Source organism: Streptomyces himalayensis subsp. himalayensis (assembly GCF_013778455.1).
GTDB lineage: Bacteria > Actinomycetota > Actinomycetes > Streptomycetales > Streptomycetaceae > Streptomyces > Streptomyces himalayensis.
Map to the genome: position 1 here is coordinate 38,075 of NZ_JACEHE010000027.1, position 25,965 is coordinate 64,039.

Sequence of the window (25,965 nt, forward strand, 5' to 3'; positions counted from 1 at the left end):
CTCTGCACGGCCTCGCATCAAAACTCCCCGAACTCCCCGAACTCCCCGAACACGCACGTTCCGCAGACTGCCTCTCACTTTGTAAGGAACGAACAGCATGCGCGCCCGCACTCCGCTCGCAGCGGCCATAGCCGCGTCCGTTCTCTCCCTCGCTCTCACCGCCTGCGGCCAGGACGGCGACGCAGCCAGCAGCGAGGGCGCGACCGTCGGCATAGCCATGCCGACGAAGGTGTCCCAGCGCTGGATAGACGACGGCAACAACATGGTCGACGAGCTCAAGCAGTACGGCTACGAGAGCACGTTGAAGTACGCCGACAACGACCCGAAGACCCAGGTCGCACAGGTGGAGAAGATGATCTCCGAGGGCGTGGACGCCCTCGTCATCGCCTCGGTCGACGGACATTCGCTCACGGACGTCCTGCAGAAGGCCGCCGCCGCCGACATCGCCGTGATCGCCTACGACCGGCTGATCCTGGACAGCCCCGACGTCGACTACTACGCCTCCTTCGACAACGCACAGGTCGGCGAGCTCCAGGCGACGTACATCACCGAACATCTCGGACTGGTCAACGGCACCGCGAAGGGCCCCCTCACCATCGAGCTGTTCGCCGGCTCCCCCGACGACAACAACGCCCGCTTCTTCTGGGACGGCGCGATGGAGGTTCTGAAGCCCTACATCGCCGACAAGGAACTCGTCGTGAAGTCGGGCGAGACCGAGTACGAGAAGGCCACCACCCTCCGCTGGGACGGCGCCACCGCGCAGAAACGTATGACCAAGCTGCTCCGCTCGTACACCGACGGCCGCGTGGACGCCGTCCTCTCGCCGTACGACGGCATGTCCATCGGTATCATCAACGCGCTGAAGAAGCAGGGTTACGGCACCGCCGCGAAGCCTCTGCCCGTCGTCACGGGTCAGGACGCCGAGATCCCCTCGGTGAAGTCGATCATTGAGGGGGAGCAGTCCCAGACCGTCTACAAGGACACCCGCGACCTCGCCCTGGTCGCGGCGAGCATGCTCAATGCGGTACTCCACCACCGCAAGCCGATGATCAACGACACCACGTCGTACGACAACGGGAAGAAGGTCGTCCCGGCGTACCTGATCAAGCCGGTGAGCGTCGACAAGGACAACTACAAGGACGTCCTCGTTGACTCGGGCTACATCGACGCGAAGGACCTCAAGTGACCGACGGCATGCTCCCCTCCGGCGGAGCATGCGCCGGGTGCCCGCGGAAGATCCGGCGGGCACCCGTGGCTCGGATGGCTTGACCTCGACTGACGGTGGTTCAGGCGCGTTTGATGACGAACCGTGGATCAGACGCGCTCGACCGATCGTGGATCAGGCGCGCTCGACGGATTCTGGCTCAGGCGCGCTTGACCGAGTCGAGGTGGGCGAACGCGACCACGTTGTCCTCGTAGTCCTGGGCCACCCTGTCGTAGGCGCCGCCGCAGGTGATGAGGCGCAGTTCCGGGGACGAACTGTGGGCGTAGACCCGGTCGTCGGGGAACTCCGCCTTGCTGAAGGTCTCGACGGAGTCGACCTCGAAGTGCGCGACGCTGCCGTCCGCACGCGTGATGTCGATCCTGTTTCCGGGCTGGAGCTCGCTGAGCTCCACGAACACCGCAGGGCCGGTCTTGGTGTCGACGTGGCCCACGACGATCGATGTGCCCCGTTCACCGGGCGACGCACCGTCCTTGAACCAGCCGACGAGATTCTTGTTGTCCACGGGCGGCGCGTTGAGCCGTCCGGAGGCGCCGAGAGACAACGCCGTGAACGGCGCGTCGACGGAGATCGCCGGAATCGAGATCCGCTTGGGCGCCGAACGGGGCAGTACGGGGCCGGTGGGAGAGGGAGACGGTCTCGGCGTGCTGGACGCGCTGGGCTTGACGGAGGGAGCCGAGGCGACCACCGAGGGCCGGGCCTGCGGCTTGAGATCCGCGGGCGGCTCCAGGGAGTTGTGAATGAGCAGAGCGCCCAGCACCACTGCTGCTACGGGCCACAGCATGGCGCGGACGACGGTACGGGACGCGGGCGCGGTCCGGGGCTTGTCCGGCTCGGGCGACTGCGGGGCGGCCATGGAAGGGTGCCTTTCATGAACGGGCGGCGGTGAGGCGAGAGCGGCGGGGTGATCCGGTCAAAAGCCGCGGCCGCGGCCGCCCTCCGAGGGCGACCGCGACAGCACAGCGACTGGCGAGGGGTACCTGATCAGGCCTACGCAACACCGGAGGCGTTGCGGCGCCGCAGGATGTACGTGCCGGCGCCGATGCCGGCGAGCAGCAGCGCGGAGCCCGCGGCGATGCTGCTTCCGGACTGCGCGAGACCACCACCACCGGCGTGGACGCCGCCCTTGGGCTTGTCGTAGTCCTTCTTGTCGTAGTCGTGCTCCTTCTTGCCGTAGCTGTCCTTCTTGTCGTAGTCGTCGTCCTTCTTCTTGTCGTAGTAGTCGTCGTCGCCGGCCGGGGTCAGCGACAGCGCACCACCACCCGCGTGGACGCCACCCTTGGGCTTGTCGTAGTCCTTCTTGTCGTAGTCCTTCTTGTAGTCGTCTTCCTTCTTGTCGTAGTCGTCCTTCTTGTCGTCGTCCTTGCCGTAGTCGTCCTTGTCGTAGTCGTCCTTCTTCTCGTCGTCCTTCTTCTCGTCGTCCTTCTTGTCGTAGTCGTCGTCGCCGCCGCGGGTCAGGGCCAGGGCACCACCGCCGGCGTGGACGCCACCCTTGGGCTTGTCGTAGTCCTTCTTGTCGTAGTCCTTCTTGTAGTCGTCTTCCTTCTTGTCGTAGTCGTCCTTCTTGTCGTAGTCGTCCTTCTTGTCATCCTTCTTGTACTCGTCGTCCTTCTTGTCGTCCTTGCTGTAGTCGTCCTTCTTGTCGTAGTCGTCCTTCTTCTCGTCGTCCTTCTTGTCGTAGTCGTCGTCGCCGGCCCGGGTCAGGGCCAGGGCACCACCACCGGCGTGGACGCCACCCTTGGGCTTGTCGTAGTCCTTCTTGTCGTAGTCCTTCTTGTAGTCGTCTTCCTTCTTGCCGTAGTCGTCCTTCTTGTAGTCGTCGTCCTTCTTGTCGTCCTTGCTGTAGTCGTCCTTCTTGTCGTAGTCGTCCTTCTTCTCGTCGTCCTTCTTGTCGTAGTCGTCGTCGCCGTACGAGGAGGCGGTGTGCGACGTCCAGAGCTCGGCCACGGTGACGGCATTCGCGGCGGGAGCGGCGATCGCGAGGGCCGCGGTGACGGCGGCCGAGGCGAACAGGGTGCGGGTAATTCGCATGGGGAGGAATTCCTTTCGCCACGACTGCGACGGCCGACCCGGCGCCGGCTCTTCGGATCGCAGTAGCGACGTGATCACCCTCAGCGGGATTGCGGCTCCGCACCACCGGAGAACGCCGCATTTGAGCTACTAAGTGGGCCCATCGAGTGGTTGAGGCGGAATTATTACCCGCTTGGCAGCACGCAGCGGCCCCTGATGCGTCATCACTATGGGGTAAGGGATCACGTGCCGCCGTCCGGGCCTGACGGGCGGTCCGCTGTCCCCCGTCCGGTCGAGCGTGCCGGTCTCCCGGCCACTCTGACCCCCCGTCAGCCGCCTCCCGCGCCTCCCCCGGACCGCCTCCCCCGGACCGCCTCCCGGGGCCGCCTCCCGGGGCCGCCTCGCCCGGCCGGGTTCCGCAGAGCCCTACGGCAGGTGCGCCTGAGGCGGTCGCCACTCGAGGAGCAGGATCGTCGCGTCGTCGCGCAGGCGGTTGCTCTGCGCGTCCAGGATCGCGTGGATGAGGTGGCGCAGGGTTTCCGGGGCCGGTTCGCCTGCCGCGGTGGCGCGGATGATGGAGTCGGCGAAGCGGTCGAGGCCGAATTCCGCTCCGGCCTGGGTGCGGGCCTCGGTGATGCCGTCGGTGTAGAGCAGGACGCGGTCGCCGGGCTCCAGGTCGATCTCGTACACGTGGCGGGGCGCGTCGAGGAAGGCGGTGGTCAGCCCCATGGGCGGATCGGCCGGGCGTTCCAGGGCTCCGCGCTCCAGGCGCTCGTTGCGGATGAGCAAGGGCTGCGGATGCCCGCAGTTGCACCAGCGGAGGGCGCCGCTCATGAGGTCGAGCTGGGTGAGGACGCCCGTGCAGAACTGCTCGGGAAACCACTCGGCGAGCGTCCGGTCGACTGTCTCCACCAGCTCGGGCAGATCGGCACCCGTCCGCCGGCCGTTGCGGCAGGCCGCCAGCGTGACGGCCGTGGTCAGTCCCGACGCCATGTTGTGGCCCATGGCGTCCAGAATCGTGGCGTGCAGCGTCGTCTCGGTGAGCGCGTGGTCGAAGGCGTCCCCGCCGATCTCGTAGGCCGGCTCGAGCACCGCGGTCGAGATGGCGTGGAGGTTGCCTATGGTGCGGGGCGGCATCACGGCCCTCAGCAGCTCGGCCGGCAACTGCATGGGCTCGGTGCGGGTCCGCTGTACGAAGGTGTCCAGGTACGCCCGCCGGGAGGTGATCATCATCGCGATGAGGGCGGCGAGGGCCCGGCAGTGCCGCAGGCGCTCCGCGTCCAGGGACGTGGTCTGCGCCGCGAGGACCCCGAGCCGCTCGGCGCCGTCGATCAGCGGCAGCCACACGGTCATCCCACCCGTCGGGGACTCCTCCACGCGCAGCGAGAGTGTGCGGTAGGACCAGCCCCCCAGCGATGCGTCGACGGGAAGCGTCGGCGACACGTCCGTCAGGGATATCAGGTGCCGCTGCTGCACGTCGGCGAGATAGACCACCACCTGGTTCAGGCCTAGGGCCGTGGCGCACCGGGTCACGGCCGTGGACAGGTCCAGGGCCGCGTTCCGGGGATCGGCGAGGAAGTCCTCCAGAAGCCTCTCCCCGGCCTCTCGTGCCGGCACATCGTCTCCCATGTCTTCCACCAGCGGTATGCCGCACGAACCCTCCGTCGAGGCCCGCGACACCAGCAGTCTCACACCGGGGCCGTACTTCCGCTCGGTGACTTCCGCTCGGTGACCGGGCGCGGGCCTGGCGGGGCCCCGCAGGGCGCCGGAAGGGGCCCGCCGGGACCTGATGCGGACGCTGAGCCGACCCGTCCCCCGGCTCGTCCCTCAGCTGTCGTAGTCGACGGTCAGCGTCTCGGAGACCGGGAAGGACTGGCAGGTCAGGACGTACCCGGCGTCGACCTCGGCGGGTTCGAGGGCGAAGTTGCGGCGCATGTCGGCCTTGCCGTCGGTCACCAGGGCGCGGCAGGTGCCGCAGACCCCGCCCTTGCAGGCGAAGGGCAGGTCGGGGCGGGTGCGCTGCGCGCCCTCCAGGATGGTCTGCTCGCGGGAGAGCGCGGTCGTGGTGGAGCGCCCGTCGAGGGTGATGGTCACCTGGCTGACGGGCCCCTCGAGCGCCGCGTCCTCGTGGCGCACCGGCTGCACGGGCTCGTCGTCGGCGTAGAACAGCTCCCGATGGACGCGGTCATCGGGGACTCCTAGACCGGCGAGGACCCGCTGGGCGTCCTTGACCATGCCGTGCGGGCCGCACAGCCACCAGTGGTCGGTGCCGTCGATGTCGACGAGGGCGTCGACGAGCGTGGCGAGACGGTCGGCGTCGAGGCGTCCGGAAAGGACGTCCGCCTCGCGGGGCTCGCGGGACAGCACGTGGGCGAGCTGGAACCGGGCCGGATACAGGTCCTTCAGGTCGGCGAGCTCGTCGGCGAACATCACGGTGTCGGTGCGCCGGTTTCCGTAGAAGAGCGTGACCTGCGAACTGTCGTCGGCGGCGAGGACCGACTCGGCGATGGAGCGCATGGGGGTGATGCCGGATCCGGCCGCGATCAGGACGTGGTGGCCCGACCGGGTCAGGTCGGGGGTGAAGGCGCCGGTCGGTCCCATCACCTCGACCGTGTCGCCGGGCCGTACGCCGGTCACGAGCCAGGACGAGAACAGCCCTCCCGGAACGACTCGTACGCCGATGCGGGGCGACGAGCCGGCCGGTGAGCAGATCGAGTACGAGCGGCGCTCGTCCCGGCCGTCGACCTCCCGCCGCAGCGTCAGGGCCTGCCCGGGAGCGAAGGCGAACTCCTCGGCGAGTTCCGCGGGAATGTCGAAACTGACGGCTGCTGCGTCCTCGCACAGCGGCTGAACGGCGGCGACCCGCAGGCGGTGGAAGGCCGGGCGGCGACGGGAACGCGCGGGCGACGCCTGCGGGGCGGCCGGGATCGGTGCCGGGGTCGGGGCCGACGCCTCGGCCGACGACGGTGCCGGGGTCGGGGCCGACGCCTCGGCCGACGACGGTGCCGGTGCCGGGGTCGGCGTCGGGGGCGACGCCTTGGCCGACGACGGGCTCGGTGCCGGGGGCGGGGCCGCCACATCGTCCGTCAGATCTCCTTGATGCACGTCCATCAGATCTCCTTGACGTACTCGAACGGCTCCAGGCAAGAGCGGCAGCGCCACAGGGCCTTGCAGGAGGTGGCGGCGAAACGGGAGGTCTCCTCGGTGTCCACCGAGCCGCAGCGCGGGCACGCGACTGAGCGGCGGGTGGCCGGCAGTTCGAGCGGCACGGGGCCGGTGGTGCGGCGGGGCGCGGCGCCGGGGGGCGCGATGCCGTGTTCGGCGAGCTTGCGACGGCCCTCGGCAGTGATCCAGTCGCTGGTCCACGGCGGGTCGAGGACGGTACGGATCTCGATCCGTTCGAATCCTGCCTCCCGCAGTCGCGCGGCCACGTCGGCGCGCATCTCGGCCATCGCCGGGCAGCCGGAGTAGGTGGGCGTGAGGCCGGCGACCACGGTGCCGTCGGCGATGATCTCCACGCCGCGCAGTACGCCCAGGTCGGCGAGGGTGAGCATGGGCAGCTCGGGATCGGGCACCTCCTCGGCGATGCGCCGGGCCCGCCGCGCGTCGGCCGATGCGAGCCCGGTCACCGAGTCGCCTCGGACGGTCACCGAGTCCCCTCCCGCCGTCACCGAGTCGCCTCGGGCGGTCACCGTGTCACCTCGGGCGGTCACCATGTCATCTCCGGTGGTCACCATGTCGCCTCCGGGTGGGCGCGGGCCACGCCCTGGAGCTCGGCCAGCAGCGGGGCCAGGTGTTCGGTGTGGTCGCCGTCGCGGCCGGCGCCGGGCATGGGGTATCCCCTGCTCGAAGAGCTTGGGGAGGGCTTCCACGCGGGCATGGGCAGTCCGGCCGCCTCGGTGACCTGGCGCAGGACCGCGACGACCTCGTCCCGCACGTCGTACGCCGTGAACAGCTCGCCGATGTACGGCCCGACCTGCTCCAGGGCCGTACGCATCCGCCGGTGCGACTCCTCGGTGCCGTCGCCCAGGCGCACCGCCCATTCGGCCGCGTACTGCCGGTGGTACGCCAGTTCCTTGACGCCCTTGGCTGCAATCGCCGCGAGTACGGGGTCGGGCGAGGCCGTGAGCTGCTCGAAGAGCGCGAGCCTCCAGCTGGAGAGCACCAGCAGCCGGGTGATGGAGAACGCGAAGTCGCCGCCCGGGAGTTCGGCGAGGCGGACGTTGCGGAAGTCGCCGGGGTCGCGGAAGTAGGCGTACGCGTCCTCGCCGCGCCCGGTGCCGTCGACCTGCCCGCAGCGCCCGTACAGCAGGCGGGCCTGGCCGAGCAGATCGAGCCCGATGTTGGCCAGCGCCACCTCCTCCTCCAGCTCCGGGGCGCGGGTGCACCACTCGGCCAGCCGCTGCGCGCTGACCAGTGCGTCGTCGCCCAGCGCCAGGCAGCACGCGGCCACCTCACCGGCGTCGACCCCCTCGGGCACGGCGATGTCCACGCCGTGCAGCGGGTCTTCGAAACCGGTGCCGTACGCCCATCGGGCGTCGTCCTCGTGTCCCTCGGCGAGGGTCATGTAGACGTGATCGTCACTCATGCCCTGCTCCTCAGATGTGCGGGACGTCGTCGGGGATGTCGTAGAAGGTCGGGTGGCGGTAGACCTTGTCGGCGCTGGGCGCGAAGAACGGGTCCTTCTCGTCGCGTGTGGACGCGGCGATGTGGTCAGAGCGCACCACCCAGATCGAGACGCCCTCGTTGCGCCGCGTGTACAGGTCGCGGGCGTGGGTGAGGGCCATCCGGTCGTCGGCGGCGTGCAGCGAGCCGACGTGCACATGGTTCAGGCCCCGCTTGCCCCGTACGAACACCTCGTAGAGGGGCCACTCGTCCTTGACGCCTTCGGTGCTGCTCATGCCGCCCCTTCCCTCGCTCGCCTGCTCTGCTTGGCCGCGTACGCGCTCGCCGCCTCCCGCACCCAGGCGCCCTCCTCGTGGGCGGACCTGCGCCGCTCCATCCGCTGGGCGTTACAGGGCCCGTCGCCCTTGATCACCCGCTGCAGTTCCGACCAGTCCGGCGTGCCGAAGTCGTGGTGGCCGCGCTCGGCGTTCCACCGCAGTTCGGGATCGGGCAGCGTCACGCCGAGCTTCTCGGCCTGCGGGACGGTCATGTCGACGAAGCGCCGGCGCAGCTCGTCGTTGCTGTGCCGCTTGATCTTCCAGGCCATGGACTGCGCCGAGTTCGGCGAGGCGTCGTCGGGCGGGCCGAACATCATGAGCGACGGCCACCACCAGCGGTCCACCGCGTCCTGGACCATCTCCCGCTGGGCGTCGGTGCCGCGCATCATCGTCATCAGCAGCTCGTAACCCTGCCGCTGATGAAACGACTCCTCCTTGCAGATCCGCACCATCGCGCGCGCGTAGGGCCCGTACGAACTCCTGCAGAGCGGCACCTGGTTGCAGATCGCCGCGCCGTCCACGAACCAGCCGATCACCCCGACGTCGGCGAAGCTCAGCGTCGGGTAGTTGAAGATCGACGAGTACTTCTGCCGGCCCTCGATCAGCCGCTGCGTGAGGTCCGCGCGGTCGGCGCCCAGCGTCTCCGCCGCCGAGTACAGGTACAGACCGTGCCCGGCCTCGTCCTGGACCTTCGCGAACAGGATCGCCTTACGACGCAGCGACGGCGCCCTGGTGATCCACTCGCCCTCGGGCTGCATACCGATGATCTCCGAGTGGGCATGCTGCGCGATCTGCCGGATCAGCGTCTTGCGGTAGCCGTCGGGCATCCAGTCCCGCGGCTCGATCCGCTGATCCCTCGCGATCGTCGCGTCGAAGTGCTGCTCGAGGTCCTGCTCATCGTGCCCGTCCAGGCGCGGGTCGGTGGAGCCCGCGGCGGACGAGGCGGAGTCCGTCTTGGTCATCGGCACTCGCTTCCCCAACCGACCGTTCGTTCGGTCCATGTGACCAGTGTGCCGAGTTTTCTCTCGCCAGACAAGCCCGGACGGACATCCCGCCGCGCCACCGGCCTCCGCGCGGACACCCGGGCGCGCGAGACCGTCCTGCGCACCGGGCGTTCGCCCTCTCCTCGGGGGCTCATACGGAGGACGGTGGCGGTCGCGTCCTGCGCGGGCCGCGACGGCTGGAGCCCTGGAGCATCCGGGGCGCTACTGGCTCTCGGTGAGCGACTGACAGCCGTGCGGCAAGGACCCCGACCGCCACCACAGCGACTTCCGCCGCGCGACCCGTACCTGACCTCACGTCAGATTTCACGCAAGCCCCGCAACTCACCCATGCACTCCCCCAACACCCAGACCTCCTTGCGTGTTTGATGCTGACTTGTGCATGCCATGAACACCTTGGGTGCCCATCGGGTGTCTCGGCGCGCTCTGTACTGCGCCGTCGCAACCGACCCCGCATGAAGCCCGACCCCCACATGAGCGCGACCTGGTCAACGAAAGGTCTGGTGCCCTATGAGAGCAACCACCCGCCGGCTCGGAGCCCTTCTGCCCGCAGCCGTGCTGCTGGCAGCCGGATTGCAGTTCACCGCCTCTCCCGCGCACAGCGCGCCGCTGGCCGACCTGCGTCTCGCTCCCGAGGCGACGGCCGTCCCCGACAGCTGGATCGTCGTCCTCAAGGACGGCTCCACCACGAAGGCGGCGACGCCCGCCACGGCCAGGAGCCTCGCCACGAAGTACGACGGCGCCCTGGACCGCGTCTACAGCAGCGCCCTCAAGGGCTTCTCCGCCGAGCTGACGAGGAGCGAGGCGGCCGAACTCGCGCGGGACCCCAAGGTCGCGTACGTCCAGCAGAACCAGGTCCTGCGCATCAACGACACCCAGTCCGACGCGACGTGGGGCATCGACCGCATCGACCAGCGGGATCTTCCGTTGAGCAAGACCTACACGTACAACACGACCGCGTCGAACGTCACCGCGTACATCATCGACACCGGGATCCGCACCTCGCACAGCGAGTTCGGCGGTCGTGCGAGTGTCGGCACCGACACGGTGGGCGGCGGCCAGAACGGGCAGGACTGCAACGGGCACGGCACGCATGTCGCGGGCACGGTGGGCGGCAAGACGTACGGCGTGGCGAAGGGCGTGAAGCTGGTCGCGGTGCGGGTGCTCGACTGCAACGGCTCCGGGACCACGGCCGGCGTCGTGGCCGGCATCGACTGGGTCACCGCGAACGCCGTGAAGCCGGCCGTGGCGAACATGAGCCTCGGCGGCGGCGCGGACACCACCCTCGACAACGCCGTGAAGAGGTCCATAGCCTCCGGCGTCAGCTACTCGATAGCGGCTGGCAACGGCAACATCCTCGGCTGGCCGCAGAACGCCTGCAACTACTCCCCGGCCCGCGTCCCGGAGGCCATCACCGTCGGCGCCACCGACTCCTCCGACAGGAGGGCGTCGTTCTCGAACTACGGCACCTGCCTCGACCTGTTCGCCCCAGGTGTCAGCATCGCGTCGGCGTGGGACGACAGCGACACGGCCACCAACACGATCAGTGGTACGTCCATGGCGACACCGCACACCGCGGGTGTCGCGGCCCTCTATCTGGCCACCCACCCGACCGCGACCCCGGCGCAGGTACGGGACGCGCTGGTGAACGGCGCGACCAGCGGCAAGGTGACGGATCCGCGCACCGGCTCGCCCAACAGGCTGCTCTACTCGCTGTTCTAGACTGCTCGGAACCAAGCCAGGCGTGACATCGGCCGGGACTCCGCGGAGTCCCGGCCGATGTGCGTTCCATCAGGTCCGTCAGGCCCGCAGCCGGTCGGCCGGCCCGTCACGCCCGCAGCCGGTCGGCCTGCCGTACCGCGTCCGCGAGCCCGCGTACCGTCTCGTCCCGCGTCGTGTACGCCAACTCCTCTGCTCGATTGGCCAGTTCGGGCATCGACGGTGCGCCAGGCAGCAGGTCCCAGCGGCCCGTGCCCGTCGGGGCCGCCGGGGTGCGCAGGGCGTCAGCGAAGTACGCCGCAACCGCCGCGACCCGCAGACCGCTGCCCGCCTGCCACAGGGGGCCGTCGAGCGCGCCGGACTCGATCTGGCCCGACGCCTCGTGCGGGGCACGGCTGTCCGCGCGCAGTTCGATGTTGGCGCGGAGCTGCTCGCAGAACACGGTGCGGGCGTCCTTGACGTTGGACACATACGTGGTGTGGCCGTCGCCCTTGTCGGCGAGGCGCTCCATCAGGGCATCGCCGTACTGGCTGCCCACGCCCACCCCGAAGAGTGTGAGGCCGTGCTCGCGGCGGGCGTCGGCGATGCGCTCCAGAATCGCGTCGGCGCTCGTCTCGCCCGTGTTGGCGAGGGCGTCGGAGAGCAGGACGACCCGGTTGGTGGCGCCGTCGCGCAGGCCCCCTGCCCCCTCGGCCCGTCAGCTTGTCTGTGCGCTCCTTCGTTCGAAACAGCGGAGCGCTTGTGACTGTGACGGCCGAGGGGGCCCGAAGGAGCTGTCGGGGCCGTTGCGGCTGGATCTCGATGCGGCTACGGCGGGCGGCGGTTGAGACAGGGAGGTGATCCTCCGGAGACCTAGGACACCACGTCCTTCCGGCGAAAACCGCGGAAGGCCAGCGCGAACAGCACCAGTGCGTACGTTATGGAGACCGACGCGCCCTGGATCATGCCGCCCCACTCGGGCTCCGGCTGGATCGCGTCCGCCCAGGCGAACTGCCAGTGCGCGGGCAGGAAGTCGCGCCAGTCGCCCAGGGCGGTCACCGCGTCCAGCACATTGCCGACGATCGTCAGTCCGACGGCGCCGCCGACCGCGCCGAGCGGTGCGTCGGTCTTCGTCGACAGCCAGAACGCTAGCCCGGCGGTGACGAGCTGGGACACGAAGATGTACGCGATGACGATCACCAGCCGCTGGGCTGCGGTGCCCGAGTCGAGCGCCCCGCCGGTGGGGATCTGGAGTGGCCCCCATCCGTACGCGACGCTGCCGACCGCCAGCGCAACCAGTGGCAGCAGCACCATCGCGGCCAGGCTGAGGCCCAGCGCGACGACGAGCTTCGACCACAGCAGCCGGGCCCGGGGCACGGGCGACGCCAGCAGATAGCGCAGCGACGACCAGCTCGCCTCGGAGGCGACCGTGTCACCGCAGAACAGCGCCACCGGCACCACCAGCAGGAAGCCCGCCGAGACGAACAGGCTGGTCGCGGCGAAGTTCGCCGCGGACGCCGTGGCCGTGTCCATCAGCGTCACGCGGTCGTCGGGGCCGTCCGGCTCGCCGCCGATCGCGAAGGCCACGACCAGCACGAACGGCAGTGCGGCCAGCACCGCGCCCATCACCAGCGTGCGCCGCCGCTTCAGCTGGCGGACCAGCTCGACGCGCAGCGGCAGCGTCCGCCCCGCGCGGTACCCGTGCGCCACCTCGGTGCGTTCGGCGAGCGTGGTCATGAGGTGCCTCCGATCAGGGTGAGGAACGCGTCTTCCAGCCGCCGGTGCGGCCCGACCGACTCGACCGGCACCTCAAGGCGGAGGAGTTCGGCGAGCAGCTGCGGTGTGCTCGCGCCGTCCAGCCGGACGAGGAGTCCGCCATCGGCAGGCACCGCCGAGCCCACGCCCGGCAGCGCGGCGATCTTCTCCACGAGCGGATCGTCGAGCGGCCGGGCCGTGCCGACGAGCAGCGTGTCCCCGGAGCCGACGATCTCGTCGACCCGTCCCGCCTGCACGAGCTTGCCGCGGTCCATGACCACGAGATGCGTGCAGGTCTGCTCGACCTCCGCGAGGAGATGGCTCGAGACGATGACGGTGCGGCCGGCCGCCGCGTAGCGGATCATCACCTCGCGCATCTCGCGGATCTGTGGCGGGTCCAGGCCGTTCGTCGGTTCGTCGAGGATCAGAAGGTCCGGCAGGCCGAGCATGGCCTGGGCGATGGCGAGGCGCTGGCGCATGCCCTGCGAGTACGTGCGGACGGCGCGCTGCAGGGCTTCGCCGAGTCCGGCGATCTCCAGCGCCTCGTCCAGGTGGGCGTCCTCGGCGGGCCGGCCGGTGGCCTGCCAGTACAGCTCCAGGTTCTCGCGGCCGGAGAGGTGGGGCAGGAAGCCCGCGCCCTCCACGAAGGCGCCGACCCGGGACAGCACCGGCGCGCCCGGGCGGATCGCGTGGCCGAAGACCCGGATCTCGCCGCCGTCGGGCCGGATCAGGCCCATGAGCATGCGCAGGGTGGTCGTCTTGCCCGCGCCGTTGGGTCCGAGCAGGCCGAGGACCTGGCCCTTCTCGACGCGGAAGGAGAGGTCCCGCACCGCGTACCGGTCGGCCGACTTCGCGTACCGCTTGCTCAGATCGGTGATCTGCAGCGGCACGTCGGCGAGGTCCGCGTCCGGCGGTGGTGTCGCGGTGCGCCGCCGCCCGGTGAGCAGCAGTGCGAGGGCGGCGACGGCTCCGGTGATGGGCAGCCACCACACCCAGGCAGGCAGTGGCGCGGCGGCGGTCGTCACTCCGGGCGCGGTCGGTACGTGCAGGTCGCTCTTGAGGGACGCCGTGTACGTGGCGGGCTGGACGGGCGAGGCGTAGGCGAGGTCGGTCGAGGAGAGGACGAGACGCAGCCGGTGACCCTTCTGCAGCTCGTGATCGACGGCGGGCAGGGTCAGCGTGACGTCCTTGCCACCCTTCGCGCCGGAGCCCTCGACGCGCACGGGCGCGACCAACTGGGAGGGCAGCACCTGCTGTCTGCCGTCCGGCCCCACGTCGTACACCTTGGCGAAGAGCACGGCGTCGTCGCTGGTGGACGCGATGTGCACCGTGGCCGTCGGAGAGCCGGTGATGCGCAGATCGCTGCGCAGGGGCGCCGAGTCGAACCGCGCGAACTGGCCGGGGAAGTCGAGGGAGACGCCGACGCCGAGGGACGACAGGGACAGGCCCCCGGCAGCGCCGCCGAGGCCGGGCAGCGAGGAGACGGCGGGCGGCCCGGCGCCCGCGGGGTTGTCGAAGGTCTGTTCGCGGCCGGTGAGCGGCACGCTGTGCAGCCCGCTCGCGAGGCCCGGATACCGGTCGCCGCTCGCGCCGCGGAGCTGGGCCTCGCCGTCGGTGGAGTCGACGCCTCCGGTACGGGTGATGCGGAACGCCGGCCCGGTGTCGGCGTTCTTGTCGTCCTTCAGATAGCGGTCGAACCAGGCGTCCACGCGCGCGTACACCCGGTCCACTTCCATGTCGCCGCCGTCGTGCCCGCCCGCGATCCAGTCGACGTCGACCGGCGCGTGGTTGGCGCGGACCGCCTTGGCGATCGCGTCGGCGTGGCCGAGCGGGAAGAGGGAGTCGGTCTGGCCCTGCATGATGAGCGTGGGCACCTTGATGCGGTCGCCGACGGCCGACGGGCTGCGGTCCTCCAGCAGCTGCCGCGCCTCGGCGTCCGGCGTGCCGGTCTCCGCGACACGCTCGTACATCTCGCAGAGCTGTTTCTCGAACTGTTGGCAGCCGCCGCCGGAGTTGACGAACATCCCGGCCCACAGCTTCTTGAACACGCCGTCCGGGAACAGCGCGTCCGCCAGGTTCCAGTAGGTGATCTGCGGGGCGATCGCGTCGACCCGCTGGTCATACCCGGCGGCCAGCAGCGACACCGCTCCGCCGTACGAGGCCCCCGCGATGCCCACGCGCGGGTCGCCGGCCTTGTCGAGCGTGACCTCGGGCCGCTTCGCCAGCCAGTCGATCAGCCCGGAGACGTCGGCGACCTCGCCCTTCGGGTCGTTCAGCCCGATCTTCCCGGTGGATCGGCCGAAGCCGCGGGCGGACCAGGTCAGGACCGCGTACCCGTCGCGCGCCAGCTCCTCGGCCTGCGTCCGCATGTCCTCCTTGCTGCCGCCGAAGCCGTGTGCGAGCAGCACCGCGGGACGCTTGCCCGCGCCGGAGGAGCCCACCGTGAAGAGCGATGTGTCGATCTTCACGCCGCCGGTGTCGAGGATCCGGTCCTCGCGGTGAACGGCCGGCGCGTCGTCCGAGGCGACGGCTGTCCAAGTCCCGGCGCCGGCGAGCACCACGACAGCGGCCGCGGCGGCCAGCCACCGTCGCGGCCCGCGCATTTCGGGCAGTCGGAGATCCATGTCGTCAACGGTAAGGGCAGGCACCGACATCCACGGCAGCCACCGGTCTGAACCCCCGTACCTCCTTGAGGAGTACGGCTCTCCGCCCGCATACCGCAGGCGCGGTACGAAGATGTGCGGGCGTCCGGAATACGGACGCCCGCACAGGGCCTACGACGGTCGGTCAGTAGTTGCGCGGGAACCCGAGGTCCACGCCCGCCGGAGCCTCCGACGGGTCCGGCCAGCGGGTGGTCACGACCTTGCCGCGGGTGTAGAAGTGCGTGCCGTCGTTGCCGTAGATGTGGTGGTCGCCGAAGAGCGAGTCCTTCCAGCCGCCGAAGGAGTGGTAGCCGACGGGCACCGGGATCGGCACGTTCACGCCGACCATGCCCGCCTCGATCTCCATCTGGAAGCGGCGGGCGGCGCCGCCGTCCCGGGTGAAGATCGCAGTGCCGTTGCCGAACGGCGAGGCGTTGATGAGGTCGACGCCCTCCTCGTACGTGTCGACGCGCAGCACGCACAGCACCGGGCCGAAGATCTCGTCCTTGTAGGCGTCGGCGTCCGTGGGCACCTTGTCGAGCAGGGACAGGCCGATCCAGTGGCCGTCCTCGAAGCCGGGCACGGTGTAGCCGGTGCCGTCGAGCACCACCTCGGCGCCCTGGTCGGCGGCGCCCTTCACATACGAGGCGACCTTGTCGCGGTGCGCGGCCGTGATGAGCGGGCCCATCTCGGACTCGGGGTCGTTGCCGGGGCCGATCTTGATCTTCTCGGCCCGCTCCTTGATCTTCGCGACGAGTTCGTCACCGGTCGCACCGACCGCGACGACGGCCGAGATGGCCATGCAGCGCTCGCCCGCGGAGCCGTACGCGGCCGACACCGCGGCGTCCGCGGCGGCGTCGAGGTCGGCGTCGGGCAGCACCAGCATGTGGTTCTTGGCGCCGCCCAGTGCCTGGACGCGCTTGCCGTTCGCCGAGGCCGTGGTGTGGATGTACCGGGCGATCGGCGTCGACCCGACGAACGACACGGCCGCGACGTCCGGGTGTTCGAGCAGCCGGTCCACGGCCACCTTGTCGCCGTGCACGACGTTGAACACGCCGTCCGGGAGGCCTGCCTCCGCGAGCAGTTCGGCGACCTTCATGGAAGCCGACGGGTCCTTCTCGCTCGGCTTCAGCACAAAGGTGTTCCCGCAGGCGATGGCCATCGGGAACATCCACATCGGCACCATGGCCGGGAAGTTGAACGGCGTGATGCCGGCGACGACGCCCAGCGGCTGGCGGATCGAGGCGACGTCGACCCGGTTGGACACCTGCGTGGACAGCTCGCCCTTGAGCTGCGTGGTGATGCCGCAGGCCAGGTCGACGATCTCCAGACCGCGGGCCACCTCGCCCAGCGCGTCCGAGTGGACCTTGCCGTGCTCGGCGGTGATCAGTTCGGCGATCGCGTCCCGGTTGGCGTCCAGTAGCGCACGGAACTTGAACAGGATCGCGGTGCGCTGCGCGAGGGAAGACGTCCCCCAGGTCGCGTACGCCGCCTTGGCCGCGGCGACCGCGGCGTCCACCTCGTCGACGGTGGCGAAGGCCACCTGTGTGGTGACGGCGCCGGTCGCGGGGTCGGTGACCGGGCCGTACGTACCCGACGTACCCTCGACGGTCTTCCCACCGATCCAGTGGTTGACGGTCTTCGTCATGACAAGATCCCTACCTTCGCAGACGGCGGCGTCGGGCCCGGACGTCCCGGTCGTACACCTCGTGGGCTTCCATGGCCGACGAGCGGGTCCCGGCCTCGGCCATGGCCACATCCCACCACGCCCCGACGGGGAGCGCGCCGGACACTGTGTCTGCCATTTCGGGGTCGGCGTAGACACATGTGGCGCCCGGCGCCCGACACATGCAGCAGCTCCGGGCTGAACCTCCGGCGCGGGGGCGTGGCGGGCGGGGAGTCAGCGCTCGCACTTCGCTCCTGCCAGGGCGAAGTGGCCTCCCGCGCCGGAGGCGATGGGTGCAGGGCTTCGAGCGGTACGTGAGGGCGGCGAGGTCGCCGACCTCGCTTGAACACGTTTGCCCGGCCCAGCAGTAAAAGGGGGTCCGGTCGAGTCTCGAAGCAGTAAAAGGGGGTCCGGTCGAGTCTCGAAGTCTGGGTTTAGTCGCATACCAGCACCCTGTCAATGGATTGTCCTGACATCCTGACCGTCTTGACACTTTTCTTTCACGGCCGGAAAGCTGACCGCCATGACGACGGTGAGGGGGCCGGCAGCGGCACCAGGGCCGGTCCACCGTGCCGCCAGCACCTGGGAAGCCGCATGGGCGCTGCCCCACCCCCGGCTACGGCCGGGCGTGATCAGTTATCACGGCTTCCGGTACGACCTGGACCGTCCACGGCGCCGGCTGGAGACACCGATCGGCGCGGTCACGCTGATGCTCGGCTTCGAGCAGCCGGTGCGGATCTCCAGTGCGGGGCGTCCCGCCGTCTCCCTCGTCTCGGTGTGCTCGGGGCTGGGCACCACGCCCGCCGTCGGCGAGCACGAGGGGCGGCTGTCCGGTGTCTCTGTGCTGCTCACCCCCTGGGCCGCGTTCTCGCTCTTCGGCATCGCACAGCATGAACTGTCGAATCGGTACGTCGATCCGGACGACCTCGGCAGACCGCCAGGGCTCGTCGGCTGGGGAAGCATCGCCGAACTCGTCGCCGCACTCGCCGGGCTGAGCACCTGGAGCGCCCGGTTCGCCCTGCTGGACGATGTCCTGACTCGCTGCGTGGATGCCGGAACCCCTTGTTCGCCCCGGATCGTCGGCGCCTGGAACGAGCTCGTCCGCACCGGGGGCACCATCCCCGTCAGCCGCCTCGCCCACGAAGTCGGCTGGAGCGTACGCCAGTTGGAGAACCGCTTTCGGGAGCAGATCGGCCTCGGGCCGAAGGCGGCCGCCCGGGTGCTGCGGCTGCAGCGCGCACGGCGGCTGCTCGTGGCCGGTCACAGCCAGGCCGAGACGGCGGCGGCCTGCGGGTTCTACGACCAGGCGCATCTGAGCGGTGAGTTCAGGGCGATGACCGGCTGCACACCCGCCGAGTTCACCGCGGCCCGCAGCCGACGGGCGGCCCAGCGGTCGGGTCCGCCCGCCACAGACCGGCTCACCGGTGAGGCCACGAGCCTGGTGCTGCCACCGGGGCGAAGTGCGCCTTTTTCCAAGACCGATAGGCACCACTGACGGCACGCTGGGGCCTTGCAACCCTCTGACCGGGGGGAACCAGAGGGTAGCGGGGAGCGGTGGACCGGAACCGGCGCAGCGGGGCCGGTCCACTACGCTTGCGCGCCCGGGTCGCGGAGGGCCCGGTGGCCCCGTCATCAGGTACCCATGCACAGGGACTTGCGGCTCACACCGCTGCGCCCTCGCGTCGTCGCGCCTCACGTCCGCACGCATCGCGTGTGTTACGAATACCTCTCTTGTGTCACACATGTCCCGCGTTCGCAGGGCCTGTGTCACATGCGATCCACAGCGGTTCTCCTGCGCTCACCCCGTGTCGTTGACCACGCACAGGCTGAGTGATCGCCAGCGTCGCGTCCAGCTCCCCCGACGGCCGTCCCGGCTGCTGCGCGACGCCCGCAGGGAGGTGCCACTGATGACCGACCGAAGACTCTGGTCGTACAAGGAGATCGCCGCGCACATCAAGGTGCAGCCGGACACCGTCCGGTCCTACCGCAAGCACGGACTGCTGCCGCCGCCCGACCATGTCGAGAGCGGCAAGCCGTTCTGGTACGCGGACACCGTGCGCGCCTGGGTGGCCTCCCGGCCCGGCAACCGCAACCGCAGAACCGATTGACCTGACGTGCCCCGCGTCCCTTACCCCCGCGTCCCGTATACCTCCGCATCCCGTGCCCCGCCTCTCGCACCACCGTCGTCCCGTCGGCAGGGCTCGGCCTCACCGCTGCGGTTCCACGACCGTGACCCCCGCACCAGGCGCGGTACCCATCGCGGCCAGGGCCGACGGGGCCGCGGACAGCGGGATCGTGGAGGTGACCAGGAGGTCGGGGCGGACCGCGCCCGCGCGCACCAGCTCCAGCATGGGGGCATACGCGTGGGCGGGCATGCCGTGGCTTCCGAGGAGTTCCAGCTCCAGGGCGATGACGCGGGACATCGGCACGACCGGGTCGCCCGCAGCGGAGGGGAGCAGGCCGACCTGGATGTGCCGGCCTCGGCGCCGCAGACTTCCCACGGAGGCGGCGCAGGTGGCGGGCGACCCGAGAGCGTCCAGTGACACATGGGCGCCACCGCCGGTCAGCTCGCGAACCGCCTCGGCGACGTCACCGGCGGCCGAGGCGTCGATGCATTCCGCGGCTCCGAACGTCCGCGCGAGTTCGAGGGCCTGGGGCGAAATGTCGACGGCCACGACACGCGCACCGGAGGCTGCCGCGATCATCACGGCCGACAGGCCGACACCGCCGCAGCCATGCACCGCGACCCACTGGCCCGGTGCCACCCTGCCCTGGGCGACGACGGCGCGGAACGCGGTCGCGAACCGGCAGCCCAGCCCGGCCGCCGTCACGAACGACATCTCCTCCGGCACGGCCACCAGATTGACGTCGGCATGCTCCAGCGCGACGTACTGCGCGAAGGAGCCCCAGTGTGTGAATCCCGGCTGGGTCTGCCGCTCACACACCTGCTGGTCGCCCTCCGCGCATGCGGGGCAGCTGCCGCAGGCGCAGACGAACGGCACGGTGACCCGGTCGCCGGGCCGCCACCGGGCCACCCGGTCGCCCACCGCCTCGACGACACCGGCGAGTTCGTGGCCGGGCACATGGGGCAGCGTGATGTCCGGGTCGTGCCCCATCCAGCCGTGCCAGTCACTGCGGCACAGCCCGGTGGCCTCGACGCGGACGACCACCCCGTGGGGCGCGGGCACGGGATCCGCCACGTCCCGCACCTCGGCCGACTGCCCGTACCGCTCGAACACCACTGCCCGCATCGTCCCGCCAGCCTTCCGTCCGGTCCGGCGCACGACCGCGCCACCCTGCCGTGGTGCGCGGTCACGCTCACCGCCCGCACGCTAGCGCCGACCACCGGCCCCGTCCCGCCGGGGGGTGCTCCGGACCTGGGTGCTCCCGCTCGGAGGGCGCCGCTTCGCGTCGCCCGACCCGGCAGCTCGTAAGAACGCGCTGCCAACCCGCGACCGGACCGGCCCGTAACCGCGGGTAAGGTCACATCAGGTCTTCACAGAGCCCCTCCAACATCCTTACGCTTGGGCCTGGATTGCCGTATCGGCGCTCTTGCGCAGCTAGAGGACATATGCAAGTAGAGACGCAGGTCACAGTAATCCGAACGTAACCATCGAAGGGGCTCGCGAGTCTAAGAGGCGATGCCAGGAACGTCTTGGGGGGCGTTTCTGAACATCGGGGGGACGTCTTGGGGGACGTCCCTGGATGGAGGTACCCCATGGCGCCGAAGCCATGGGGAGCGTTGGCCGGGACACGTGCACCGGGGAGCTTTGAGCGGCCCTCCCGTGCGTACGCGTCCCGGCGGACCGCAACAGGTATCGACCGGTTTCCTGACACCTGACAGAGCCAGCGACACCTGACGCAGCTGGCGCTGCCCCGCAGACGCCCGGCCGGATCCCGTGGGGGGAATCCGCACCGGGACATAGGAAAGCGCCCCGTCTACCGGCCCGTGGGGGGACTGGTAGCGGGGCGCTTTCCGCCTGAGTGTCAGGCTTTCCGCATACGGTGCGGGGAGCGGTCAGCGCTCCTCGACCGGGACGAAGTCGCGCAGGACCTCGCCCGTGTAGATCTGGCGCGGGCGGCCGATGCGGGAACCCGGCTCCTTGATCATCTCGTGCCACTGGGCGATCCAGCCGGGGAGACGGCCGAGCGCGAAGAGCACGGTGAACATCTCGGTCGGGAAGCCCATGGCCCGGTAGATCAGACCGGTGTAGAAGTCCACGTTCGGGTAGAGGCTGCGCGAGACGAAGTAGTCGTCGGAGAGCGCGTGCTCCTCCAGCTTGAGCGCGATGTCGAGCAGCTCGTCGGACTTGCCGAGAGCCGACAGGACGTCGTGCGCGGCAGCCTTGATGATCTTCGCGCGCGGGTCGAAGTTCTTGTAGACCCGGTGGCCGAAGCCCATCAGGCGGACGCCGTCCTCCTTGTTCTTCACCTTGCGGATGAAGGAGTCGACGTCGCCGCCAGAAGCCTGGATGCCCTCGAGCATCTCCAGCACCGACTGGTTGGCGCCGCCGTGCAGCGGGCCCCACAGGGCGGAGATGCCGGCGGAGATCGAGGCGAACATGTTCGCCTGCGAGGAGCCGACCAGACGCACCGTGGAGGTCGAACAGTTCTGCTCGTGGTCCGCATGCAGGATCAGCAGCTTGTCGAGCGCCGAGACGACGACCGGGTCGAGGTCGTACTCCTGGGCCGGGACCGAGAAGGTCATGCGCAGGAAGTTCTCGACGTAGCCGAGGTCGTTGCGCGGGTAGACGAAGGGGTGGCCGATCGACTTCTTGTACGCGTACGCCGCGATCGTCGGAAGCTTGGCGAGCAGCCGGATCGTGGAGAGGTAGCGCTGCTTCTCGTCGAACGGGTTGTGGCTGTCCTGGTAGAAGGTCGACAGCGCGCTGACCACGGAGGACAGCATGGCCATCGGGTGGGCGTCGCGCGGGAAGCCGCGGTAGAAGTTCTTGACGTCCTCGTGCAGCAGGGTGTGCTGCGTGATCTCGTTCCTGAAGGTGGCCAGCTCGTCGACGTTCGGGAGCTCGCCGTTGATCAGCAGATACGCCACCTCAAGGAAGGTGGAGCGCTCGGCCAGCTGCTCGATCGGGTAGCCGCGGTAGCGGAGGATGCCCTGCTCGCCGTCGAGATAGGTGATCGCGGATTTATAGGCAGCGGTGTTCCCGTAACCGCTGTCCAGGGTCACCAGACCGGTCTGTGCGCGGAGCTTCCCGATGTCGAAGCCCTTGTCGCCAACGGTGCTGTCGACCACCGGGTAGGTGTACTCGCCGTCGCCGTACCGCAGTACTACAGAGTTGTCGCTCACGTCTTCCCTCACCGACGTAGTGCCTCATCTTCGAGGTGCCCTGACTGTCTCTACCTTCCCCCATTTGGCTCAGGAGAGTGCACTCGGGGTCGACCGTTAGGCCCGTTAGCGGCACTGAGTGCCGCCAACCTGCTCATCCTGCCCCCTTCGCCCTGCTTCTGGAAGCCTTGTGTGACCTTTGCGACTCGTTTGATCGATCAAAATTCTGGATGCCTGCCGGATCACCGCCATGGGGCCGGTCGGTACGGGTGCTTTTAGGCGGAGAGTGTCAGCAGAAACGTATCGCCTGACGCCGCTTGCGCGACTGAACACTCACGTGCCGACAGTCACCCGCCCGAGAGGCGGAAATCGAGAGCAGTGCAGCGCCTCCCGGCCGACACCGTGCGCACCGCCTGGCCGAGCGCCCTGCGTGAACCGACCAGCACCACCAGCTTCTTGGCGCGGGTCACCGCTGTGTAGAGCAGATTCCGCTGCAGCATCATCCATGCGCCGGTGGTGACCGGAACCACCACCGCCGGATACTCGCTGCCCTGGGAGCGGTGGATCGTCACCGCGTAGGCATGCGCCAGCTCGTCGAGCTCGTCGAAGTCGTACGGAACCTCCTCGTCCTCGTCCGTCAGCACCGTCAGGCGCTGGTCGTCCAGGCTGAGCGAGGTGACCACGCCGACCGTGCCGTTGAAGACGCCGTTGCGCCCCTTCTCATAATTGTTGCGAATCTGGGTCACCTTGTCGCCGACGCGGAAGACCCGGCCGCCGAAGCGCTTCTCGGGCAGGTCGGGGCGGGTCGGGGTGATGGCCTGCTGCAGCAGGCCGTTGAGATTGCCGGCTCCCGCCGGCCCTCGGTGCATCGGGGCCAGGACCTGCACGTCCCGGCGTGGGTCCAGGCCGAAGGTGGCGGGGATGCGCCGGGCCGCCACGTCCACCGTGAGGCGACCCGCCGCCTCGGTGTCCTCCTCCACGAAGAGGAAGAAGTCCTTCAGGCCCTGCGTGACGGGCGGTATGCCGGAGTTGATGCGGTGGGCGTTGGTGACGACGCCGGACTGCTGGGCCTGCCGGAAGATGCGGGTGAGGCGGACGGCCGGGACGGGGCTGCCCTCGCTGAGCAGATCGCGCAGCACCTCGCCGGCGCCGACGCTCGGCAACTGGTCGACATCGCCGACGAAGAGCAGATGAGCGCCCGGCGGCACGGCCTTGACCAGCTTGTTGGCGAGCAGCAGATCGAGCATGGACGCCTCGTCGACCACGACGAGGTCCGCGTCCAGGGGGCGGTCCCGGTCGTACGCCGCGTCGCCGCCGGGCTTGAGCTCGAGGAGCCGGTGCACCGTGGACGCCTCGGCGCCGGTGAGCTCGGCGAGGCGCTTTGCCGCGCGGCCCGTCGGGGCGGCGAGCACGACCTTGGCGCGCTTGGCGCGGGCCAGCTCGACGATCGAGCGGACCGTGAAGGACTTGCCGCAGCCGGGGCCGCCCGTGAGGACGGCGACATTACGGGTAAGCGCGAGCCGCACGGCGGCCTCCTGCTCGGGGGCGAGCTCCGCGCCCGTACGGTCCCCGAGCCACGACAGGGCCTTGTCCCAGGCCACGTCATGGAAGGCGGGCAGCCGGTCTTCCCCGGTGTTCAGCAGGCGCCTGAGCTGGGCGGCGAGGGAGACCTCCGCGCGGTGGAAGGGGACGAGATAGACGGCCGTGACCGTCTCGCCGCCTCCGTCCGGTGCCGGGATCTGCTCCCGTACGACGCCCTCCTCGTCGGCCGCGAGCTCGGCGAGGCAGTCGATCACGAGTCCCGTATCCACCTGGAGCAGCTTCACCGCGTCCGCGATCAGCTGCTCCTCGGGCAGGAAGCAGTGGCCCTGGTCCGCGGACTGCGACAGCGCGTACTGCAGGCCCGCCTTGACGCGCTCCGGGCTGTCGTGCGGAATACCGACGGACTGGGCGATCCGGTCCGCGGTGAGGAAGCCGATGCCCCAGACGTCGGCGGCCAGCCGGTACGGCTCGTTCTTGACGACCGAGATCGACGCGTCGCCGTACTTCTTGTAGATCCGGACCGCGATGGACGTCGACACCTCGACGGTCTGGAGGAAGAGCATGACCTCCTTGATCGCCTTCTGCTCCTCCCAGGCCTCGGCGATCCTCTTGGTCCGCTTGGGGCCGAGCCCCGGCACCTCGATCAGGCGCTTGGGCTCCTCCTCGATGATCTTCAGCGTGTCCAGCCCGAAGTGCTGCGTGATCCGGTCGGCGAAGACCGGTCCGATGCCCTTGACCAGCCCGGATCCCAGATAGCGGCGGATGCCCTGGACGGTCGCGGGCAGCACCGTCGTGTAGTTCTCCACGGTGAACTGGCGTCCGTACTGCGAATGGGAGCCCCAGCGGCCCTCCATCCGCAGCGACTCCCCCACCTGGGCGCCCAGCAGCGACCCGACCACCGTGAGCAACTCGCCGCCGCCGCGGCCGGTGTCGACCCTCGCCACCGTGTAGCCGTTCTCCTCATTGGCGTACGTGATCCGCTCGAGGACCCCCTCGAGCACCGCCATGCGCGGCCCGCTCTCCGCGCCGCCGCCTGCCCCTCGACTCGCCATGATCCGACGGTATCGCCGGGGAGTGACAACGGGACCACTCGCCTGGGTCACAGGTGTCGGCTGCCCGGCTCAGCGGCGTCAACGGGCGGACCTTGTCACCCCTGCAGAGTGAATCCGATCAACTCAAATGAAAAGAGGACGAGTTGTGCGGTTGGCTCTTACAGGACACGCCCCAGGCATGTGTCACAGGCATTCCGCCTGCTCACCTCCGCGCCACCTCGCATGACAGGAGCCGCATGGTCAGCTCGCCTCACGAGGCGATGCACCGGGTCTTCCAGCAGGACCCCGGTGTCTTCGCCCGCGCCGTCAGGGAGCTCGGAATCCCCTTCGACGATCCCGTCTCGGCCTCCCCGCTGCCGACCGACCTCACCGAGAACCGCCCTCTGGAACGGCGTGTGGACACGCTGCTCCGCATGGACGCCGCCGACGGGACGAGCTTCGTCCTGGCTGTGGAGGCCCAGGAGAAGAAGGATCCGGGAAAGCCCTCGAGCTGGGCCTACTACCTGGCCCATCTCTACGCCAAATACCGGCTGCCCCCGCTGCTGGTCGTCGTCTGCAGGGACCGGACCACCGCCTCCTGGGCCACCCGTCACGTGCACATCGGCCCGCCGCAGTGGCCCTCGCTCACGCTGCGGCCCCTGGTCCTGGGACCGGACAACGTCCCCGTGATCGACACCCCGGACGCAGCGGCCCGCGACATCCCGCTGGCGGTTCTGTCCGCGATTCTGCACGGCCGTGACCGGAACTCCGATGCCATACTGAAGGCGCTGGCAGCCGCCCTCGGTGGGCTGCAGCTACGGGACGAGGACACCGCCAACACCTTCATCGAACTCACCGCACAGGGCCTGGGCACCGGCTCGGCCGCCGATTACTGGAGGCAACTGTTGACCGTGGACACCTCATTTTTCCAGTCCCCCCTGGCACAGGGGCTGCGGGCCGAAGGCCGGGCCGAGGGCGAGGCCAAGGGAGAGGCCAAAACCCTCCTCCGGGTCCTGGACCGCCGCGGCATCACCCTCTCCGACAGCGACCGCGAACGTATCCTGTCCTGCACCGACCTCGACACCCTTAACCAGTGGGTCGATCGCGCCGTCACCGCCTCCTCCATCGAGGAGATCTTCACGGGCGAGTAGCCCAGGGTCCGCCCACA

Annotated in this window: 20 protein-coding genes and 1 pseudogene; 5 read left to right on the top strand and 16 right to left on the bottom strand. The window is 69.7% G+C overall.

What is annotated here, in order from left to right; translation table 11 throughout:
- The first annotated feature begins 97 nt into the window (after positions 1-97).
- On the top strand, positions 98-1,186 hold the full coding sequence (gene chvE / locus H1D24_RS32370; RefSeq protein ID WP_181661288.1) for a multiple monosaccharide ABC transporter substrate-binding protein: 1,089 nt from the start codon (positions 98-100) through the stop codon (positions 1,184-1,186).
- A 178-nt stretch (positions 1,187-1,364) separates the two neighbouring features.
- On the opposite strand, the gene H1D24_RS32375 is transcribed toward chvE, so the two are convergent.
- The 8 genes from H1D24_RS32375 to paaA all read right to left on the bottom strand — a co-directional run bounded on the left by H1D24_RS32375 (position 1,365) and on the right by paaA (position 9,137).
- The gene (locus H1D24_RS32375) at positions 1,365-2,078 is read right to left on the bottom strand and encodes a class F sortase (protein WP_181661289.1); all 714 of its coding nucleotides are present in this window, start codon (positions 2,076-2,078) and stop codon (positions 1,365-1,367) included.
- A gap of 134 nt (positions 2,079-2,212) precedes the next feature.
- Positions 2,213-3,253, bottom strand: coding sequence for a hypothetical protein (locus H1D24_RS32380; RefSeq protein ID WP_181661290.1), 1,041 nt, complete (start codon positions 3,251-3,253; stop codon positions 2,213-2,215).
- A 405-nt stretch (positions 3,254-3,658) separates the two neighbouring features.
- Positions 3,659-4,861, bottom strand: coding sequence for a PP2C family protein-serine/threonine phosphatase (locus H1D24_RS32385; RefSeq protein ID WP_181661291.1), 1,203 nt, complete (start codon positions 4,859-4,861; stop codon positions 3,659-3,661).
- A 198-nt stretch (positions 4,862-5,059) separates the two neighbouring features.
- Positions 5,060-6,343: a 1,2-phenylacetyl-CoA epoxidase subunit PaaE gene (gene paaE, locus H1D24_RS32390; protein ID WP_258564478.1), complete on the bottom strand. Its 1,284-nt coding sequence runs from the start codon at positions 6,341-6,343 to the stop codon at positions 5,060-5,062.
- The gene (paaD, locus tag H1D24_RS32395) at positions 6,343-6,969 is read right to left on the bottom strand and encodes a 1,2-phenylacetyl-CoA epoxidase subunit PaaD (protein WP_258564479.1); all 627 of its coding nucleotides are present in this window, start codon (positions 6,967-6,969) and stop codon (positions 6,343-6,345) included. Before paaD ends, paaE begins: the two co-directional genes overlap by 1 nt.
- A complete protein-coding gene (gene paaC, locus H1D24_RS32400; RefSeq protein ID WP_181661292.1) occupies positions 6,963-7,820 on the bottom strand; it encodes a 1,2-phenylacetyl-CoA epoxidase subunit PaaC in 858 nt (285 codons plus the stop codon). The genes paaD and paaC overlap by 7 nt, the downstream gene beginning before the upstream one ends.
- Before the next feature lie 10 nt (positions 7,821-7,830).
- Positions 7,831-8,133 carry a 1,2-phenylacetyl-CoA epoxidase subunit PaaB gene (gene paaB / locus H1D24_RS32405; RefSeq protein WP_181661293.1) on the bottom strand — a complete coding sequence of 101 codons (303 nt, stop codon included), beginning with the start codon at positions 8,131-8,133 and terminating at the stop codon, positions 7,831-7,833.
- Positions 8,130-9,137, bottom strand: coding sequence for a 1,2-phenylacetyl-CoA epoxidase subunit PaaA (gene paaA, locus H1D24_RS32410; RefSeq protein ID WP_258564480.1), 1,008 nt, complete (start codon positions 9,135-9,137; stop codon positions 8,130-8,132). Before paaA ends, paaB begins: the two co-directional genes overlap by 4 nt.
- Before the next feature lie 549 nt (positions 9,138-9,686).
- Between paaA and H1D24_RS32415 the strand changes: the two genes are divergently transcribed.
- Entirely contained in the window at positions 9,687-10,898 is a 1,212-nt protein-coding gene (locus H1D24_RS32415; protein WP_181661294.1) for a S8 family peptidase, read from the top strand.
- Between the two features lie 106 nt (positions 10,899-11,004).
- Here the strand turns inward: H1D24_RS32415 and H1D24_RS32420 are convergent.
- The 5 genes and pseudogenes from H1D24_RS32420 to H1D24_RS32440 all read right to left on the bottom strand — a co-directional run.
- Positions 11,005-11,574 (bottom strand): annotated as a pseudogene (locus H1D24_RS32420) (VWA domain-containing protein); the annotation flags it as partial.
- A gap of 173 nt (positions 11,575-11,747) precedes the next feature.
- Positions 11,748-12,611 (bottom strand): ABC transporter permease, encoded by an 864-nt coding sequence (locus H1D24_RS32425; protein ID WP_181661295.1) that lies wholly within the window; start codon positions 12,609-12,611, stop codon positions 11,748-11,750.
- Positions 12,608-15,253, bottom strand: coding sequence for an alpha/beta fold hydrolase (locus tag H1D24_RS32430; protein WP_181661296.1), 2,646 nt, complete (start codon positions 15,251-15,253; stop codon positions 12,608-12,610). Before H1D24_RS32430 ends, H1D24_RS32425 begins: the two co-directional genes overlap by 4 nt.
- Before the next feature lie 163 nt (positions 15,254-15,416).
- Positions 15,417-16,919, bottom strand: coding sequence for a CoA-acylating methylmalonate-semialdehyde dehydrogenase (gene mmsA / locus H1D24_RS32435; RefSeq protein ID WP_181661297.1), 1,503 nt, complete (start codon positions 16,917-16,919; stop codon positions 15,417-15,419).
- A 10-nt stretch (positions 16,920-16,929) separates the two neighbouring features.
- Positions 16,930-17,076, bottom strand: coding sequence for a hypothetical protein (locus H1D24_RS32440; protein WP_181661298.1), 147 nt, complete (start codon positions 17,074-17,076; stop codon positions 16,930-16,932).
- Between the two features lie 384 nt (positions 17,077-17,460).
- Here H1D24_RS32440 and H1D24_RS32445 point away from each other — a divergent pair, with 384 nt between their 5' ends.
- Together H1D24_RS32445 and H1D24_RS32450 are read left to right on the top strand one after the other, a co-directional pair.
- Complete coding sequence (locus H1D24_RS32445) at positions 17,461-18,432, top strand: AraC family transcriptional regulator (protein ID WP_181661299.1); 972 nt, start codon at positions 17,461-17,463, stop codon at positions 18,430-18,432.
- 412 nt (positions 18,433-18,844) lie between these two features.
- The gene (locus tag H1D24_RS32450) at positions 18,845-19,045 is read left to right on the top strand and encodes a helix-turn-helix transcriptional regulator (RefSeq protein ID WP_181661300.1); all 201 of its coding nucleotides are present in this window, start codon (positions 18,845-18,847) and stop codon (positions 19,043-19,045) included.
- 99 nt (positions 19,046-19,144) lie between these two features.
- Here H1D24_RS32450 and H1D24_RS32455 read toward each other — a convergent pair whose 3' ends face one another.
- The 3 genes from H1D24_RS32455 to recD2 all read right to left on the bottom strand — a co-directional run bounded on the left by H1D24_RS32455 (position 19,145) and on the right by recD2 (position 24,818).
- Positions 19,145-20,188, bottom strand: coding sequence for a zinc-dependent alcohol dehydrogenase family protein (locus H1D24_RS32455; protein WP_181661301.1), 1,044 nt, complete (start codon positions 20,186-20,188; stop codon positions 19,145-19,147).
- Between the two features lie 767 nt (positions 20,189-20,955).
- Positions 20,956-22,245 carry a citrate synthase gene (locus tag H1D24_RS32460; RefSeq protein ID WP_181661302.1) on the bottom strand — a complete coding sequence of 430 codons (1,290 nt, stop codon included), beginning with the start codon at positions 22,243-22,245 and terminating at the stop codon, positions 20,956-20,958.
- 326 nt (positions 22,246-22,571) lie between these two features.
- The gene (gene recD2, locus H1D24_RS32465; protein ID WP_181661303.1) at positions 22,572-24,818 is read right to left on the bottom strand and encodes an SF1B family DNA helicase RecD2; all 2,247 of its coding nucleotides are present in this window, start codon (positions 24,816-24,818) and stop codon (positions 22,572-22,574) included.
- Positions 24,819-25,054: 236 nt separating this feature from the next.
- Here recD2 and H1D24_RS32470 point away from each other — a divergent pair, with 236 nt between their 5' ends.
- The gene (locus H1D24_RS32470; protein ID WP_181661304.1) at positions 25,055-25,948 is read left to right on the top strand and encodes an RpnC/YadD family protein; all 894 of its coding nucleotides are present in this window, start codon (positions 25,055-25,057) and stop codon (positions 25,946-25,948) included.
- The last annotated feature ends 17 nt before the right edge of the window (positions 25,949-25,965 follow it).